13 protein-coding genes are annotated in these 16060 nt (G+C 44.3%); all 13 read right to left on the bottom strand.

Annotated elements, in window-relative coordinates; translation table 11 throughout:
• Nucleotides 1–61: 61 nt before the first annotated feature.
• The gene (locus V2546_RS13060) at nt 62–1072 is read right to left on the bottom strand and encodes a DUF4422 domain-containing protein (protein ID WP_329752570.1); all 1011 of its coding nucleotides are present in this window, start codon (nt 1070–1072) and stop codon (nt 62–64) included.
• A 123-nt stretch (nt 1073–1195) separates the two neighbouring features.
• Nucleotides 1196–3067 carry a DUF4422 domain-containing protein gene (locus V2546_RS13055; RefSeq protein ID WP_329752569.1) on the bottom strand — a complete coding sequence of 624 codons (1872 nt, stop codon included), beginning with the start codon at nt 3065–3067 and terminating at the stop codon, nt 1196–1198.
• Nucleotides 3068–3127: 60 nt separating this feature from the next.
• Nucleotides 3128–3868 (bottom strand): ABC transporter ATP-binding protein, encoded by a 741-nt coding sequence (locus V2546_RS13050; protein WP_329752568.1) that lies wholly within the window; start codon nt 3866–3868, stop codon nt 3128–3130.
• An 18-nt stretch (nt 3869–3886) separates the two neighbouring features.
• Nucleotides 3887–4675, bottom strand: a complete 789-nt coding sequence (locus V2546_RS13045; RefSeq protein ID WP_329752567.1) for an ABC transporter permease — start codon at nt 4673–4675, stop codon at nt 3887–3889.
• Nucleotides 4676–4677: 2 nt separating this feature from the next.
• Nucleotides 4678–5748 carry a glycosyltransferase family 2 protein gene (locus V2546_RS13040; protein ID WP_329752566.1) on the bottom strand — a complete coding sequence of 357 codons (1071 nt, stop codon included), beginning with the start codon at nt 5746–5748 and terminating at the stop codon, nt 4678–4680.
• 21 nt (nt 5749–5769) lie between these two features.
• Entirely contained in the window at nt 5770–6789 is a 1020-nt protein-coding gene (locus V2546_RS13035; protein WP_329752565.1) for a glycosyltransferase family 2 protein, read from the bottom strand.
• Between the two features lie 13 nt (nt 6790–6802).
• Nucleotides 6803–8188, bottom strand: a complete 1386-nt coding sequence (locus V2546_RS13030) for a sugar transferase (RefSeq protein WP_329752564.1) — start codon at nt 8186–8188, stop codon at nt 6803–6805.
• Nucleotides 8189–8824: 636 nt separating this feature from the next.
• Nucleotides 8825–9667: a glycosyltransferase gene (locus V2546_RS13025; RefSeq protein ID WP_329752563.1), complete on the bottom strand. Its 843-nt coding sequence runs from the start codon at nt 9665–9667 to the stop codon at nt 8825–8827.
• Nucleotides 9668–9750: 83 nt separating this feature from the next.
• A complete protein-coding gene (locus V2546_RS13020) occupies nt 9751–10746 on the bottom strand; it encodes a GHMP family kinase ATP-binding protein (protein WP_215703352.1) in 996 nt (331 codons plus the stop codon).
• A gap of 228 nt (nt 10747–10974) precedes the next feature.
• Nucleotides 10975–12285, bottom strand: coding sequence for an HAD-IIIA family hydrolase (locus V2546_RS13015; protein WP_215703351.1), 1311 nt, complete (start codon nt 12283–12285; stop codon nt 10975–10977).
• Between the two features lie 42 nt (nt 12286–12327).
• Entirely contained in the window at nt 12328–13947 is a 1620-nt protein-coding gene (locus V2546_RS13010; RefSeq protein WP_329752562.1) for an O-antigen ligase family protein, read from the bottom strand.
• 111 nt (nt 13948–14058) lie between these two features.
• On the bottom strand, nt 14059–14226 hold the full coding sequence (locus V2546_RS13005; RefSeq protein ID WP_182426539.1) for a hypothetical protein: 168 nt from the start codon (nt 14224–14226) through the stop codon (nt 14059–14061).
• Nucleotides 14223–15893: an AAA family ATPase gene (locus tag V2546_RS13000; RefSeq protein WP_329752561.1), complete on the bottom strand. Its 1671-nt coding sequence runs from the start codon at nt 15891–15893 to the stop codon at nt 14223–14225. The genes V2546_RS13005 and V2546_RS13000 overlap by 4 nt, the downstream gene beginning before the upstream one ends.
• Nucleotides 15894–16060 lie beyond the last annotated feature (167 nt).

Below are 16060 nucleotides of genomic sequence, written 5' to 3'. Positions count from 1 at the left end.
AACGCCGGGCTTTTCGAAGCTCGGCGTTTTGTGTTGGGAATATGAAATGAGCTGCCGCACGTTAGTGCGACAGCCCCTTTGTGTTGGGAATATGAAATGAGCTGCCGCACGTTAGTGCGACAGCCCCATCGTAATTTCTCTTTTCTGATGCATTGGAAATCACAGAACGAATCATAATATCCAAATACGGTGAAAAACGATCATTCGCGGATAGGACAATCGGAACAGACTCTTTATATACCGGTTCTAAAACAGTGTGGGGGGCTGTATTCCGAAATAAGACTTCCGGAAGCTCAATCATCCTGATTCCTGCCTGCTTTTTTAAATAGAAATAGTAAATTCCATAAAGGCGTTCTGCTAAATACTCCATAACACGGTACTCTTCTACACTATACCATGTTGTGTTAATATGTTTTTCTACTTCGAATAAAATATCAAAAAGCCATTCACAGTACTTTCTGTAAATATCTTTTTTCATAATAAACATATTGTGTTCGTATGCAATATTGGATTCCATATATTCATCAGCAATCTCTGAAAATTCTGGATATTTCTGTTTTAAGATCTTTAATGTAATATCCAAATCCTTTTGATGCCGAAATGGAACAGCACCATACTCATGATAAATATCTCTATGGAAATCTTCTTCCTGCGTTTGAGGATATTGCCTCCCCCTCACAGAAAGCAGATCATACTGAGTAATTATGTTTTTCATGCTGGTCGGATCAAGTTTTATCTCCTTGAGCGCTGCATCACTGATTTTGTCATATACAATATCTCCCCGCTCATCATTGTGTATAATTGACGGATCGAATGTTAAATATCTATAATAGGGGAAAAATCCATAATAATCTGCATCAACATTTTTCCAGACCCAGTACTGTGCAGTCAGTTCACAATACATTTTATTGCGATCAGAAATATTGTCTCCTTCATTATCATGAATCATTCCTTCAAATTTATTTCTAGAAAGACTTGCTCCAACCTGTATTGGATAAAGGTATACATTCTTTGGAACATATGATGCTTTATGACATACTACATAAATTTTGATATTTAATTCTTTATTCATTGTAATATTCCCCTTCACAGATATGTCTCCCCTATATAGAATTATATGCTTTCCAAAAATATCATGTTTTTACAAGAAGCCTTATACTTTCTAAGTAATCCCCTATGAATATCATATAAGCATTCATTTTTTTCTGAAGAATCTCGTGGGAAGATAGTGGATTGTATATACTATCCCATGATCCAAAATACACTGCACTCCGCCTGCAATAATATTCTTATGCTTTCTTCCTGCATTTGCAGTTCCTAATCTGCTATGCCGCTCACTCATTCGTGAGAGCATGATCTCATAATATGAGGTTTCTCTTGCGCACTCCCAGAACTGCATTCCCATATCCATTTCCGGCTCAAACCACGGTTTCTGTGGGCCTGCATAATGAATGATCTTCGGATTTTTTCTGGCTTCCTGATACATTTCATTCAGCCATCTTGGTGCAAGTGCAATGATCTGGCTGATTCGTACTCCGGCGAAATCGACCATCACGTTCCAACTCATATCGATATATTTGACAGCACCTTCACACAGTTTATTTAAAATATCCTGGTCAAGTAACTGCCAGTTTTCCGAGACTGCGAAATCCAGAATCTGTTTCGTTGTATACCGCTTACGGAATTCTTTAAGGTTCAGTAGTAATACTCCTGCCTGGAAATACTGGTATGGTTCTTTTAATTTCAAAACCTGATCCGTATATCGTTTCTTGTCTTTTTCATATCCATTATATAATCCGGCTGTATCCGCATCATGGCATGCTGCCAGAAGATAACTGTCAACATTTTCATCATAGATTTTTGCAACATCATCCATAGCGATCATATCGGAGTCGAGGTAAAGAACTTTATCGTAATTCGGAAGTAATTCCGGTAATACGAGACGATAATAGGTTTCTTTGCTAAAATGTCCGCGAATATGGAATGTATACTGATCGATCAATACACTTGGATCGATCACGCGCAAAGACACATTTTCCCATGCGGAAAGCAATTTTTCCATTTTCTTTACATTGATATCCGAAACATCCTGAGAAAGTAAAAGAATATCATAATTCTTTTTGCTGTTTCCATGTTCTGCAACAGATTTTAAGAACGTAGCACAATATGGAATAAAATAATCATTGGCCGCAACTGCAATTGCCACATTGTTTTCAGCAAAAGCTGGCGCTGTTTTTTTCGCCTGGGCTAAAGTCATCTTCTGATCCGTTTTCAGAAAAACGATTGTCTGAAGTCTCTTTACTTTCAGATTCTTCTTTTTCTCTGTATACCAGCAAAATACAGTCAGGAGACGTTCTGCAAGGTGTCCCGGTGTGCGGTATCCTTCGACGGTATACTCGCTCATATCAGATTTTTTCTCGAACTCAAACAGGATATCGAACAACCATGCCATGTACTCATGGAAAAGTTCCTTTTTCATAATATACATATTACACAGGCAGGTTTTTTCCCCTTTCATGACCTTTTCGAATGTATCCAGATAATCCGGATATTTCTCCTCGATAATATCATGAACCAGATCAATATCCTTAATATTTAAAGATCTTCCATTTTTGTACTGTTCATATACGGACGGATTCTTATCCGGCATCTTCGTCACATTTTTTTCTTCGGATAAAACCAGATCATACTCCCCGACAAGTTTCTGAATATAATCATCCTCCAGATTATATTTTTTCAGGCAGTCGCTATCTGGACTTTCTTCAATGACATTCTGCCACTGGTCTACCGGACGCTTTTTGTCAGAAAAGCTTAAATATCTTCTGTAATGGAAAAATCCATAATAATCTGCATCTAAATTTTTCCATGCCCAATACTGAGCAGTCAATTCACAATACATCTTATTTTTTGAGGAAATATTCTCCCCCTGATTATCCTGAAGAATCCCTTCAATATGTTTTTTTCGTAAATCCGCGCCTACCTCGATCGGAAGCATGATCTTGCTATCCGGAACCATGCTCTGCTTATGGCACGAAATTAAAATCTTAATGTCTTTCATGATTTCCATATGACGCTTTTATAACGAAAAGCATCCCTTTCCTTACATATTCATTGTGTCTTACGTACTTTAGCTTAATGCCTCCATATACGCATCTCCAACTGTTTCCACATCACCGAGCATTTTAACATTCCCTTTATCAAGCCACAGTGCATGATCGCACACGCTCTTTACAGATTCAATCGAATGTGATACATACAAAAGCGTTGTCCCGTTCTTTCGCATATCACTCATTCTCTGCTCACACTTCTGCTGGAATGCATAGTCTCCAACAGAAAGGACTTCGTCACAGATCAGGATATCCGGTCTTACGACCGTTGCGATCGCGAAGCCAAGGCGGGCCGCCATACCGGAGGAATAGTTCTTGATCGGCATATCAAGGAAGTCCCATAACTCCGCGAAATCCACGATCTCATTAAAGTGCTGTTCCATGAATTTTTTATCGTACCCAAGGACAGCCCCGTTTAAAAAGATATTCTCCCTTGCGGTGAGGTCACCATCAAATCCGGCCCCAAGCTCGATCAACGGGGCGATCGAACCGTTGATCAGGACTTTTCCCTTATACGGTTTTAGGATCCCGCAGATCAGCTTCAGTAAAGTCGATTTTCCGGATCCGTTTGTACCGATGATTCCCCAGGCCTCTCCTTTTTTTACCTCAAAGCTTACATCTTTCAATGCGAAAAATTCTTTGAACATCAGCTCTCTGCGGACCAGTTTTACAAAGTATTCCTTAAGATTGTCGATCCGCTCGGAGGCCATATTAAAGCGCACGACGGCATGTTCAACGCGTACTGCATATTCGTTATTCATAATTTTGTCCTCATTCAATTAAATATACAGGATAAAACGATCCTGGCTCTTTAAAAAGACCAGTGTACCGACTCCCAGCGTAACAAAAGCAACTACAAAGCCGTATAAAACCATTCCCATATCCGGGCAGGCTACATCGAGAACGATCGTCCGGAACTGGGCGATATAGGTGTATAACGGATTAAAAGTTTTGATTGCTGTCTGTAAATTTTCAGGGAGCTGACTGAGCGGATAAAAGATCGGAGTAACGTACATCCATGCAGTTAAAAACGCACTGTAAATATACTGGATATCTCTGAAAAATACGTTCCCTGCTGCAAGGAGCATTCCTAATCCCAGTGCGAAAATATATACCTGAATCAGGATTACCGGAATAAAGAGCATATTTAAGCTAAAGGTAACTCTGCAGATAATGAATACAAGAAGCATAGCTCCCAAAGCAAAGAGCGTGTTTACGAACGAACTGGTTACTTTCGATAACGTAAAAATATACTTTGGGACATATGTTTTTTTCAGAAGTGCCGCATTGCCGGTGATCGACCACATCGCCTGGTTTGTTGATTCCGAGACAAAGTTAAAGATTGTCTGACCAACGATCAAATATACCGGATAGCTCTGAATATCAAAACGGAACATATTGGAAAATACGAGTACCATGATCCCCATGATCATTAACGGGTTTAAGATACTCCATACATATCCGAGGAAGCTTCTCCGGTACTTTAGTTTAATATCTTTCGTGACCAGCTGCGATAACAGTGGCTTATAGTGCTGAAAGGTTGCCAGCCTTTTTATGAATTTACTCATCGTTATTTCAGATTCTCCTCCGTTTTTGCTTCATTTTCTTTTTCGAGTTTATGATTATGCCGCAATTTATTATAAACCCCGGAATGCAGCATCTTCTCATACATCGGATATGAAATTCCAAATCGGTTCATCCAGAGATAAATCCGGAACTTCCTGCTGACGCGGTTCCAGATTTCCGGATTCAGAGTTCGGATCATTGTATTGTATCGAAGACAATCGCTATGTCCGGTTCTTTTATTCGGATTCATGATGCATCCGGCTACATAATAGCTTAGAATGACACCTTCTGTTTTTTTGTAGATGTATTCCTTCGCTGCATCCGAAAATTCCGGATGTGCATTATAATGGCGGAGCAGATCCTCCGTTACTTTTTCCACATGGCTCATTCGCTTTAATCGGTTTGTCACCGATACGCTCTGTTCCGCGTTTCCTACCAGATACTGATACAGATACAGGTCGATCGGATAAATACTTGCCGCATACGAGCAAGGGATCGTTGTGTATTCATGATCTTCATAGAAGATTTTTTCTGGCAATTCATAGCGGTGTCTCTGGTAAAATTCCCGGTTATAACAGATTCCGTGGAATGCAAAACAACGGTCAAATTTCTTCCAGTTTTGTACGACATCCTCCAATGTATAGGTCACTTCATACCGGTCCAGGAACATTTTCCAGACCGTTTTTTCTCCTGTCTTCATATCGACCTGGTGATATGGATTTAAAACGACGTCCGCTGTGCATGCTGCCAGCTTGTCGACAAACTCCTTTAAGTTTTCTGTGACTACCCAGTCATCCGCATCGATCACCTTCAGATATCGCCCGACAGCTGCTGCCGTTCCCACATTGATTGCGGAACCATGTCCGCCGTTTTCCTTTGAGATCAGGCGAAACAGCTCCGGATATTGTTTTACATAGTCTCCGGCGATCCGGGCGGTCCGGTCTTTCGATCCATCATCCACAATGATTACTTCCATCTGTTCGATCGCCTGTGGATTCAAAAAGGACGAGAGACATTTTTCCAGATATTGTTCCACATTATAGGATGGTATGATAAACGATATGATTTTGTCCATAAAAACCTCTTTGCATATTTTCTATCTGCACATGCTCCTGACCATCAGATTTACCAGATAATATGTATGATACTGTGTTTTTCTCAGCAGTGAGACTGCCTTGTTGATATTGCTGTCGTAGATGTCCCGGTATTGAGTTTTCAGATTCTGATCATACTGTTTGATCTGCTGTTTTTTCTTTGCAGATGGTGAAAAGCTGAGCATGATCTTGAATTTGCCGGCAATGACACGGGCGATCAGTCTTGCAATGTACTGTTTTTTGATTTCCGTACACGGAACCTGATTACCAAGTTGGCGGTAAAATTTCAGCAGCGATTCCAGTACCTTGTTGTAATTCTCCTCATTCTTCTGCATCTTCTCAAGTCCGACGCTCTGTCCCGCCCGTCCAAGGCGATAGTAATAGACAAATCCATCCACAAAGCAGATCGTCTTTACATACGGGATCGGGTAAGTGATGTACTCGGTATCGACGTAGTAACAGTGTTCATCAATGTGAATCTGATTTTCGCGGAGAATTTCTGTCTTGATCGTCATGTTATGCATCTTCATATAGAGCTTGTCCGCGATTGAATCAAACGAGTACGTTTTCTGGTATTCCACGCCTTCAAAAGGGATCGTGATCTCCGCTTTTGTCTGAAATTTCGTCTTGTCGGTCTCGCCATTGTCGTAAGTCCATAAGAATCCGGAATAGACGACATCTGCGTTACTTGTCTTTAAGGTCCGGACCAGATCACAAAAGGCTTTTTCGCCGACCCAGTCATCGGCATCGACCACTTTGAAATATGTTCCCCGCGCATTTGCAATCCCGCAGTTGATCCCGGAGCCATGTCCGCCGTTTTCTTTTGTGATCACACGGTAGGTATCCGGATACTGCCGGACATATTCCTCAGCGATCTCAAGGGAATGGTCCGTAGATCCATCATTGACGATCAGGATCTCAAGATCTTCCATCAGCTCCGGAATTTTAAAGGATTCCAGATTGTCTCTGAGATATTTTTCAGCGTTGTAAGTTGGAACGACTACTGTTAATATTTTTCCCATCTTTTTATCCATTCTATTCTTTTAAAGCCGGATCCTCCCAAAGACCTTCCTCGAAACCATCCGTGGATTCCTTCATAAGAAGGACCTTCGGTGTCATAAGGATCAGCTTTAAGTCAAGCCAGATCGAGTAATTTCGGATATAGGTCAGATCCAGTTTCAATTTGTCGTAGCTGGTCGTGCAGTAACGTCCATGCACCTGTGCATATCCGGTGAGTCCTGCCTTTACTTTCAGTCGGTACTCGAACTCCGGGATATTTTTTGTGATAACTTTCGCGAGCTCCGGCCGTTCCGGTCTCGGTCCTACCAGGCTCATATCGCCTTTGAGGATGTTTAACAGCTGCGGAAGCTCGTCCATACGCGTTGCGCGTAAGAATCGCCCGACCGGAAGAATACGGGGATCTTTTTCGCCCGCTTTTACCGGTCCGCTTTTCTTTTCCGCATCGACGATCATCGTCCGGAACTTATAGATCCGGAAGATCTTTCCGTCCTTCGTCAGGCGTTTCTGTGTATAGAAAATCGGTCCTTTATCGGTATTCCAGATCAGGAATGCGATAATGAGGAAGAACGGGCTCGTCACAAGGAACATCGCTCCCGCAACGATGATATCTTCGATCCGTTTTACGACTGCCTGATCCCAGGCCAATCCCCCGTCATTCCTTGAAAGATACAGCGGGGAATCGAAGATGTTGAGTTCTACCGAAGTGCGAAGCAGGATATCGCTGATCTTCGGGACCGTATAGCTGCGGATATTTCTCGCATAGCAGAGTTTCATGAGCTGGTTTCGCGCTCTCGCCGGGATATCTCCGATGATCACACCGTCATAATCTTCTGCCTGTTTGATGATTCTCTCAAGACCGGTGTCGATCGAGATATTTTCCGCGATCTCATATTTATCGTCGCGGGTATCGATCCTGTTCACAAGGTGGAACATCGGTTTCTTTCCGTAGATCAGCAGAAGTCTCCGTTTTGGGAACATCGCCGCATAGATTTTTTTAAATGCAAGTGCCCAGAGCAGGACCATCACGAAATCCAGAGCAGTGAGTCCTAAAAGCGCTGCCGGATTATGCATTTTCTTGTCGAACAGAACGACCTGAACATACGAAAAGGCATTGACTCCGACGATCGAGAGCATATGGGAGTATACAAGCGTCCAGTATTTATAGATCCCGACCTTCAGACCGCCGTACAGCCGGTGCAACACCAGAGACAGGATCAGATATTCGCCTGCGATCAGCCAGTTTCCGCGCCGCCAGAAAGCCACTGTCATATTTCGGTTATAGCAGTCCATCCACACATAATAATAGGCGGCCAGTTCCAGAAGCACGATGATCGCCGATCCGGCAAATTTTACCACGCGCTTATATGGTTCAAAATTGTTATTTATCTTTTTAGCATTCATTTCATTTGTGATTCCTTAATCGTAACTTCATCCGGTCTTTGCAACTGCCCTTAGCATTCTGTCGCTGACCATTTTCTGAATGGTCCGGCAAAAGCGGTGCCGCAATCCTGGAAAATTTTTTCTTCAATTTATTTAGTTTGTTCAATTAAGCAAAATAACCCTTATTACAGTATACCACCTAACGGGGCTTTTCGCAATATTGGGTAAATGGGTCTTCCATCCATTTATGGGTTATTTTCATCCTATTTTTCACAGTTGCACTTTTCCAAACTGAAAATTCCGTATTTTGATACACCACAGGGGCATTGTGATCCGTTTTCCGTTCACATGCCCCTGTTTGTAATTTCTTATTTGCGAAGTGTTTTATGTACTCACGGTTGTCTGACCTGCTATATGCTTCTTTCCGTCCCGGCAGTTGTGTTCACTGGTTTGATTTCCCACAATCCGCAAGCAGTTCATACGCACAATCCCGCTGCTCCAACAGCTATATTCATTGGTTTGTCTTTTCGTAATACCCAGCGTCTTAGCAATTGCAAATTTCTCATTACTATCCGGAATCTTAACAGTTTCCGTTTTCTCCTGGCACTTCCATACCTCTATATTTGCAATTCCCCTGCTAATGCTTTTCCGCCTCTTCTACTGTTGTTTTCTTAATTTTTTCTCATATAAGAACCGTCGCAGCGAATTCGGCATCAGACTCACCAGAACCCGAACTACCGTCATCGGCAGGAACTCTCCGAATGTGATGACCCGATTTCGGTACATTTTCACGCGAAAATCGATCACACACTTCGCATACCGGATCCCGCCCCGCCGCTGGTGCATTCCGTTGATCCGCATGTAGAGCAGTGTATCCGGCAGATTTGCAAACATCGCATGATTTTTGTACATCCGCACCCATAGATCGTAGTCTTCAAAATACGGACACGGCTGATATCCCCCGGCGGATTCCACTCTTGATTTCCGGAACATCACGCACGGATGGTTGATCGGATTTCTCTGTTTGATATAGGCAGCTATCTCTTTCTGTGTTTCCGGCACGGTCTTATAGGAGATCACCGCTGTTTCCGCCGTTTTTCCTTCGAGCGCGTCTCCCTGAAACTCCGCGATCGTTCCGCTCACCACGTCCACCTCCGGATGTTCTTCCAGAAATTTCAGCTGTTTTTCGCATCGGTCCGGCGTCGAAAGATCGTCCGTATCCATCCGTGCGATCCACTCGCAGGAGCAGTACTTGAGTCCTTCGTTTAGCGCTTTCCCAAGACCGCCGTTTTCCGGAAGGCGGACTACACGAAAAGCAATTTCCTGCCTCGCATACTCCGCGATCACTCCGTCCAATGCCTCTGTCAGCGGTCCATCACAGACCAGCACCACCTCTTCCGGCGGCACCGTCTGCCCCAGAACACTCTCCACCGCCGCCCGGAGATATTCCGGATTTTCTTTTTGATATACCGACATCAAAACTGAATATGCTTGTTTCACGATACTGGGCCACCTGATAATGTTTTCTTTTTAATTTCTTCCGATCTGAAACTGGATTTCACATCAACTTCCCGTTTCTCACTCTACCTCTTCTCATACGTCTCCGGTGTATAATGGATCACTCTCGTACCACTATTCTCAAACTCAAACGGCACATATAAGAGTTCTTCCATCGCCTTGTGGACCTGTTCCTGTTTATCCGGCTCAACGTAGAATAAGAGGAATCCGCCGCCGCCGGCTCCAAGAAGCTTTCCACCGAGCGCACCGGCCTCGATTCCTTTCGCGTAAAGTCCGTCGATGGAATCCGTGGAGATCCGGTTGGAAATTCCGCGTTTCAGCTTCCAGGTATAGTCGAGAAGACGACCGAATTCGTTGAGGTCCGTCTTGGAAGTCAGTACTTTCTCCGCGTCATCGACAAGAGACAGCATCTCAAGGAGCTGTGCCTGTTTATCGACAAGCGCTTTCTCCGTTGTCTGCTGGATATCGGAGGAAAATCTCGAAAATCCGGTAAAGAAGAGCATCAGGTTATTGTTTAACTGTGTCTTCCGCTCCGGGGAGATGATCACCGGATTTACCTCGTATCCGTCTGCATTGAAGTTGATCCTGTTTAATCCACCGAATGCCGCCGCGATCTGGTCCTGAACGCCACCGCTCTCGTTGCAGAGGACACGTTCTAAGTAGATCGCATCATCTGCGAGTTTTCTCTTATCCGCATATTTTCCTTTTAATGCATAGAATGCGTTTAACATGCCGACTGCGAAGGAACTGCTCGTTCCGAGTCCGGATCTCGCCGGAAGGTCTGCCTCGTAAGTCAGGCGGATTTCCTGCATATCCAGATACTTCATCGCCTCGCGGATCGCCGGGTGGTTGATGTCGTTGACATCTGTCACGCGCTCGATCTTTGAGTAGGAAAGCTCGGTCGAATAGTCAAAAAAACGCGGAAGATGACGCACATTTACATAGCAATATTTATCAAATGTCGTGGAAATGACGGCTCCGCCGTGTTCCTTATAAAAGTCTGGGAAATCCGTTCCGCCGCCGAAAAAAGACATGCGGAAAGGGGTCTGTGTAATGATCATGGTTTTTCTGTTCTCCTGTGATTTACTCTATCAATCGTTTACTCTCTGGCTGCTCGCATCGCCTCTGTCCATCAAAATTTATGGCAAACAAGCCAGTACCCTCGCTGCGATGCTGATATCTCTTGTCCATTTAATTTTACGCAGCTATATATCATTTATTTCTGACGTTTTCACTCAGCAATTCCTAACATTTAACTGTTCTCTTCTGCTGAGTTTTCATATTTTATCTTAACGATCTTCGCTTTTCAAGATCTTCTCCACCGCATCCAGCAGATTTTCACACACCAGATCCGGCTTCACGTCGTATTTCTTATCCTTCCCGGCTTCCCCAGTCAGCACAAGCGCTGTCCGCATTCCCGCATTCACGCCTGTCTGGATGTCCATCGTCGTATCCCCGATCATCCAGGATTCCTTGAGGTCAATGTTGAACCGCTCCGCCGCCTTCTCGATCATCCCGGTCTTCGGCTTTCTGCACTCGCACGGGATCTTATAAGCCGGATTCTCCTCCGGGTATCCTTTGTCCGGATGGTGCGGACAGAAGAAAACATCGTCTAAGAACACGCCCTCTTTTCCGAGCAGTGTCTCCATCTTCTTATGGATATTTTCCACATCTTCGATCCCACAGAGACCTCTCGCAACAACCGGCTGGTTCGTGATCACGATCCCGAGTCTTCCGGACTGGTTGATCTTCCGGATCGCATCGACCGCACAGTCTTCCAGAACGAAGTCATCCTCTTTGTATACTAGTCCCTTATACTGGTTGATCGTACCGTCACGGTCCATAAAGATACAGCGCTGCTTATTTTTCAGGCATTTATCCGCGATCACGCCTCGCGCGATATCCGCCAGTGTCTGCTCTACACGGTCAACCGTACCAACATCCTTCACATACTCCGGGGAGCAATAGCCGTAGATCGGCTCTCCCGCGTCCAGCATTCCTTTGATCACATCGTTCTCCAGATTCCTTTTCACCGGCTCCGGCACGTAATCGCAGATCTTCTTTTCAAACACAAAAATTCCTGCGTTGACGCAGTTCTTATACCAGTAATCGCGGACATTGTGCTTCGAGTCGAACGCCGTTACCTTATCATTCGCATCCAGGACAAGAAGATCCGAGTCAAACGGATGTCCGTTCGGATGAACAAATAATGTGGCAACTGCGCCTTTTTCCTCGTGGAACCGGATCATGCGCTGAAAATCAATATCGAAGAACAGATCCCCGGACATCATCACAAACCGGTCCCCGTGGATCATGTCTTTCAGATAATAAAAGGATCCCGCAGTCCCGAGCGGTTCCGTCTCCTCAAAATACCGGATGGAAACGCCAAACTGCTCTCCATCGCCAAAATATTCCTTAATTTTATTTCCGAGATGTCCGATCACCATGATCAGATCCGTGATCCCATTCTCTTTTAGCCTTTCGACCTGCCATAAAAGCAGCGGTTTTCCGGCAACCGGGACCATCGGCTTCGGGATCTCATCCTTTGTGAGCGCCGCCAGTCTCGTTCCCTTTCCGCCGGCCATGATGACTGCCTGCATTGTTCGTTCCTCCCTGTGTTTGTCTCTGCTTTGATTTTCCTGTTATTCAGCTTTTTCTTCCGCTTTGTCGGCCGTTTTCTTTCTTCCGACTCCCATCGCAAGAAGCTGTAAGATGATCGGCATTGCGATCGGCAGGTTGATATTGACAACCGCCTGGATCGCATACGCGAGAACTGCCATCATGACTGCTGCCACGATCGGCTGCTCCTTGATCTTCTTCGCCATCGCAACGATCGAAGAAACCATAAATACAAGGTAAGACGCCATTCCGACGAAACCGGTCGTTACCAGATAATGTAAATACTCATTATGTGCACTGTCGAAGATCACCATACGTCCGTTCTGCATTTCGCCCGGATAATAATACTGCATGATCAGTGCAAACGTATCCGGTCCATATCCGAAGATCTTCTGGAGAAGATTCAGCTTCTTTGTATAGATCTCCATCGCGCGCTTCCACACATATCCACGCTGGGTTCCCCACTCATCATTGAATACAACGTAGGAGCTGAGCGCGCCATACTTATCTGCATGACCTCCAAGGTTCGCATCATAAAGGACGAAAAGAACCGCAAGGCAGACAACCGCGATCACACCGATCCAGATATAGACTGCGATCTTATTCATAGAATCGTCCGTTGTCCTGTTCATCAGGGCCTGTGGTTTTCTGTTCATAAAGATAAGTACCACAGCGATCACCCAGAGAAGCACTACAAGTACCGGAAGAAACTTCGTCCCCGCAATCAGATTAAACGCACTGTCGATCCCGAGAACGGATGCCGCATACGCCTTATTGATTCCGTTGATGCAGAGGATCACCGTAAAGAATGTCGCCAGGGAGATCACATATCTGCGAAGTCCTGTCTTTGTCTGAAACAGCCATAACGGTGCCAGACCGAAGATCGCTGCGAGGGACAGATATGCGTTATCACTGCTGCCCATGATCAGCGCAAAGCTTGTCAGGATCATATTTCCGTAGTACCAGAACATTCTCTTCTGGTTTTTCTCCTGTGTAAACAGGATCATGGAGATTGCTAACAGCGCTGCCACATAGATCGTATAAGTATTGATATTTCCGAATGTGGAAGTATAGATGGATTTCTGTGTATCCATCATATTTACCTTAAATCCAAGGATATCCATCTGGAAGTAGTCAGTAATTCCAAACACGCATACAAACACGCCGACTGCGAGGAATGCGTCCAGATACCACTGTTTTAACCGGTAAAAACGGGTGACAAGGAAATATGTCATCATGTAGATCGTCATGAGGAATACGCCGTTATAACGTCCGGATGTTCCCCAGAATGCCTCCCATCTCCAGTCCTTGCACAGGATCCAGGAGATCACGTTTGTGAACCAGAAAACAACCATCGCCCAGTCCCCGACGCTCATGCTCTTTCTCCATGTCTGGAAATTGAACTTCGAGAACCACTCGAGCATCTTTCCGCTTGCGAGACCATATCCGCCCATGATCACAAGCGCAGCGATCGCAACAACACTGTAAAACTGATATTTTGTCTCCAGGATATCAAAATAGAAATCGTGGAACACAAGCGGGAGCACGCAGAGTACGATCAGCGTGAACGCCGCCATGATCAAAGCAACATTATCCTGATAGCTGCTTTTCGTATCCTCTTTCTTCTTTATTCTGTTTGCCATGATTTACTTCCTCGTATTATAAAGTAGTAGTGTTTATAGACCCTCTCCAAGGTCTGTATCATGTACCGTCAGAAATACCGTGGATCGTTTTTTCTCTCTTCCACCCGTATGTCATAAAAAATCTATTATATTATAACATCCTTCGACTTTTCCCGCAACTTGCGCCACCGGGAATTTCCTTCCTTTTGTGGGGTTTTTTATGAAATTATTATTAAATAATACAAATACAGCCACAGGCATACCTTTGGACCGGTCTGTCTGTGGCTGTATTGTTTTCATTTTTTCTTCACCCTGCACCGTTTCTTATAAAAAGCAATTCCGTAACAGAGAACTGTTTCGTACTCATCCGCATATTCATCTGCATACATCCGATCATTGATCTGGTCGATCGCGCGGTCACAATCCATTTCCATCCGGTCCGATGTTTTCGAATATTTTGCCTCGAAGATCGCGACACGCCCATTAGTATCGTCGTAGATTACGACATCACTTCTGCCTTCTCCGTGCTCCTTATTGGAGTCCACCGTATAACCGGCTCCTGTAAAGATTCCTGCGAGGAATGTATGGTAAAAGTCTTCTTTGTAATCATGGTAACTGATCGTTTTTCTAAGAAGTTTTGCCATCTCCTCGGTAATAATCTCCGCATTTCCAGACCAGACTGCCTCAAATAATCTGCTGCGATTCCAGATTTTTGCAGAATCAGCAAACCATTTTTTCACAGTTGTCTCAAAGATTTCCCTGATCTCCTCATTCGGGATTACAAGCGCAACTGTTCCTTCCGGAAGTTCCCCATTGTAGTTCTGATCGCGCGCTCTCGTCAGATATCCGGTCAGGTACAGAATACTCCAGAGATTCTCTTCCGAAGAATGCAGATAATCATATGTCAAATTTTCATCAATATGCTGAATGATCGCTCCACCGGAAAGCAATGTTTCCAGCTTTTTCGTGATATTGCTGCCTGCATAATCAATAAATGACCGTATGATCGCATTGTCACTGGTGTTCTTCCAATAGCTCGCCGGTTTTGCTTTCGGATTATGCTGCAGCTCCAGAATATAGTTCATAACATCCCATGGACAATAAACGTCAAAATTTCCAAAATGATATCCATCGTACCATTTTTTCACACTTTCCGAATGTTCTTCTGCCCCAGCATCTTCAAGGATCCTGTCCACCTCATCCTGCACAAATCCGAAATATTCATTCAGGCGTGAGTCGGTGATCGTGTCCGAAACGAAATTATTGGTCCCCGTAAAGATACTTTCCTTTGCGATCTTCAGGCATCCCGTGATTACAGCAAACCGGATCGCCTGGTTATCTTTTAACGCCTGCAAAAGTCCTTTCATGACATCCAGCATTTCTCTATAGTAACCATTGCTGTTTGCCTTTGCCACCGGAACATCATATTCATCCATCAGAAGGATGACTTTTTCATCATAATGTCTGACGAGCAGCCGGGAAAGAAACTGAATAGAGCGCAGGATATCCGTTTTTTCCGCCTTCCGGTTCCGGATCTGCTGAAAATAGAATTTATCCTGTGTGCTTAATACCGGACTATCCAGAAGATATTCATGTTCCCGGTAAAGAGAGCTGATCTCATAAACAAGCTGCTGATAGGCGCTTGGGAAATCCAGCCCTTCCACATTTTTGAGTGAAAGAAAGATCACTGGATACTTATTCATCCACGCGCTGCAGAGTTCTTTGTTTTTTGCAATCTCAAGCCCCTGAAACATCTCTTCGCTGTTCTTGCGAATATCAAAGAAATTTTCCAACATGCTCATCCCCAGCGTTTTTCCAAATCGCCGCGGTCTTGTGATCAGCGTCACCTTCGTCCCGGTCGTCTTAAGAAGTTCAGCGATCAAAGCTGTTTTATCAATATAGTAATACCCGTTTCTGCGGATTTCCACAAAATCCGAAACCCCGACAGGGATATTCATACTTATCATTTTCGTCGCTCCTCTCCCGATTTTCCCAACTTTTTTGTTGACCTTATGATCTGTTAAGCTCAGAGTCTGTTGCCCTCATGATACCATGTTTTTCATGACCATACAAGAAAAATCAGACATGCTTTCTTTGCCGGCTTTCTCCTCTTCCCAGCCTTTTTCCATCTTGT

The organism is Clostridium sp. CM74B_53 (genome assembly GCF_036318045.1).
GTDB lineage: Bacteria > Bacillota > Clostridia > Lachnospirales > Lachnospiraceae > Pilosibacter.
Note: the sequence above shows the minus strand (reverse complement) of the source record. Positions and strands in the feature narration are given on the sequence as shown.

Excerpts from the sequence above, each read along its gene's own strand:
- V2546_RS13055 (WP_329752569.1), bottom strand. The coding sequence starts at position 3,067 with ATGGAAATCATGAAAGACATTAAGATTTTAATTTCGTGCCATAAGCAG.
- V2546_RS13015 (WP_215703351.1), bottom strand. The coding sequence starts at position 12,285 with ATGCAGGCAGTCATCATGGCCGGCGGAAAGGGAACGAGACTGGCGGCG.
- V2546_RS13000 (WP_329752561.1), bottom strand. The coding sequence starts at position 15,893 with ATGATAAGTATGAATATCCCTGTCGGGGTTTCGGATTTTGTGGAAATC.
- V2546_RS13045 (WP_329752567.1), bottom strand. The coding sequence starts at position 4,675 with ATGAGTAAATTCATAAAAAGGCTGGCAACCTTTCAGCACTATAAGCCA.
- V2546_RS13010 (WP_329752562.1), bottom strand. The coding sequence starts at position 13,947 with ATGGCAAACAGAATAAAGAAGAAAGAGGATACGAAAAGCAGCTATCAG.
- V2546_RS13005 (WP_182426539.1), bottom strand. The coding sequence starts at position 14,226 with ATGAAAACAATACAGCCACAGACAGACCGGTCCAAAGGTATGCCTGTG.
- V2546_RS13040 (WP_329752566.1), bottom strand. The coding sequence starts at position 5,748 with ATGGACAAAATCATATCGTTTATCATACCATCCTATAATGTGGAACAA.
- V2546_RS13060 (WP_329752570.1), bottom strand. The coding sequence starts at position 1,072 with ATGAATAAAGAATTAAATATCAAAATTTATGTAGTATGTCATAAAGCA.
- V2546_RS13050 (WP_329752568.1), bottom strand. The coding sequence starts at position 3,868 with ATGAATAACGAATATGCAGTACGCGTTGAACATGCCGTCGTGCGCTTT.
- V2546_RS13035 (WP_329752565.1), bottom strand. The coding sequence starts at position 6,789 with ATGGGAAAAATATTAACAGTAGTCGTTCCAACTTACAACGCTGAAAAA.
- V2546_RS13020 (WP_215703352.1), bottom strand. The coding sequence starts at position 10,746 with ATGATCATTACACAGACCCCTTTCCGCATGTCTTTTTTCGGCGGCGGA.
- V2546_RS13030 (WP_329752564.1), bottom strand. The coding sequence starts at position 8,188 with ATGAATGCTAAAAAGATAAATAACAATTTTGAACCATATAAGCGCGTG.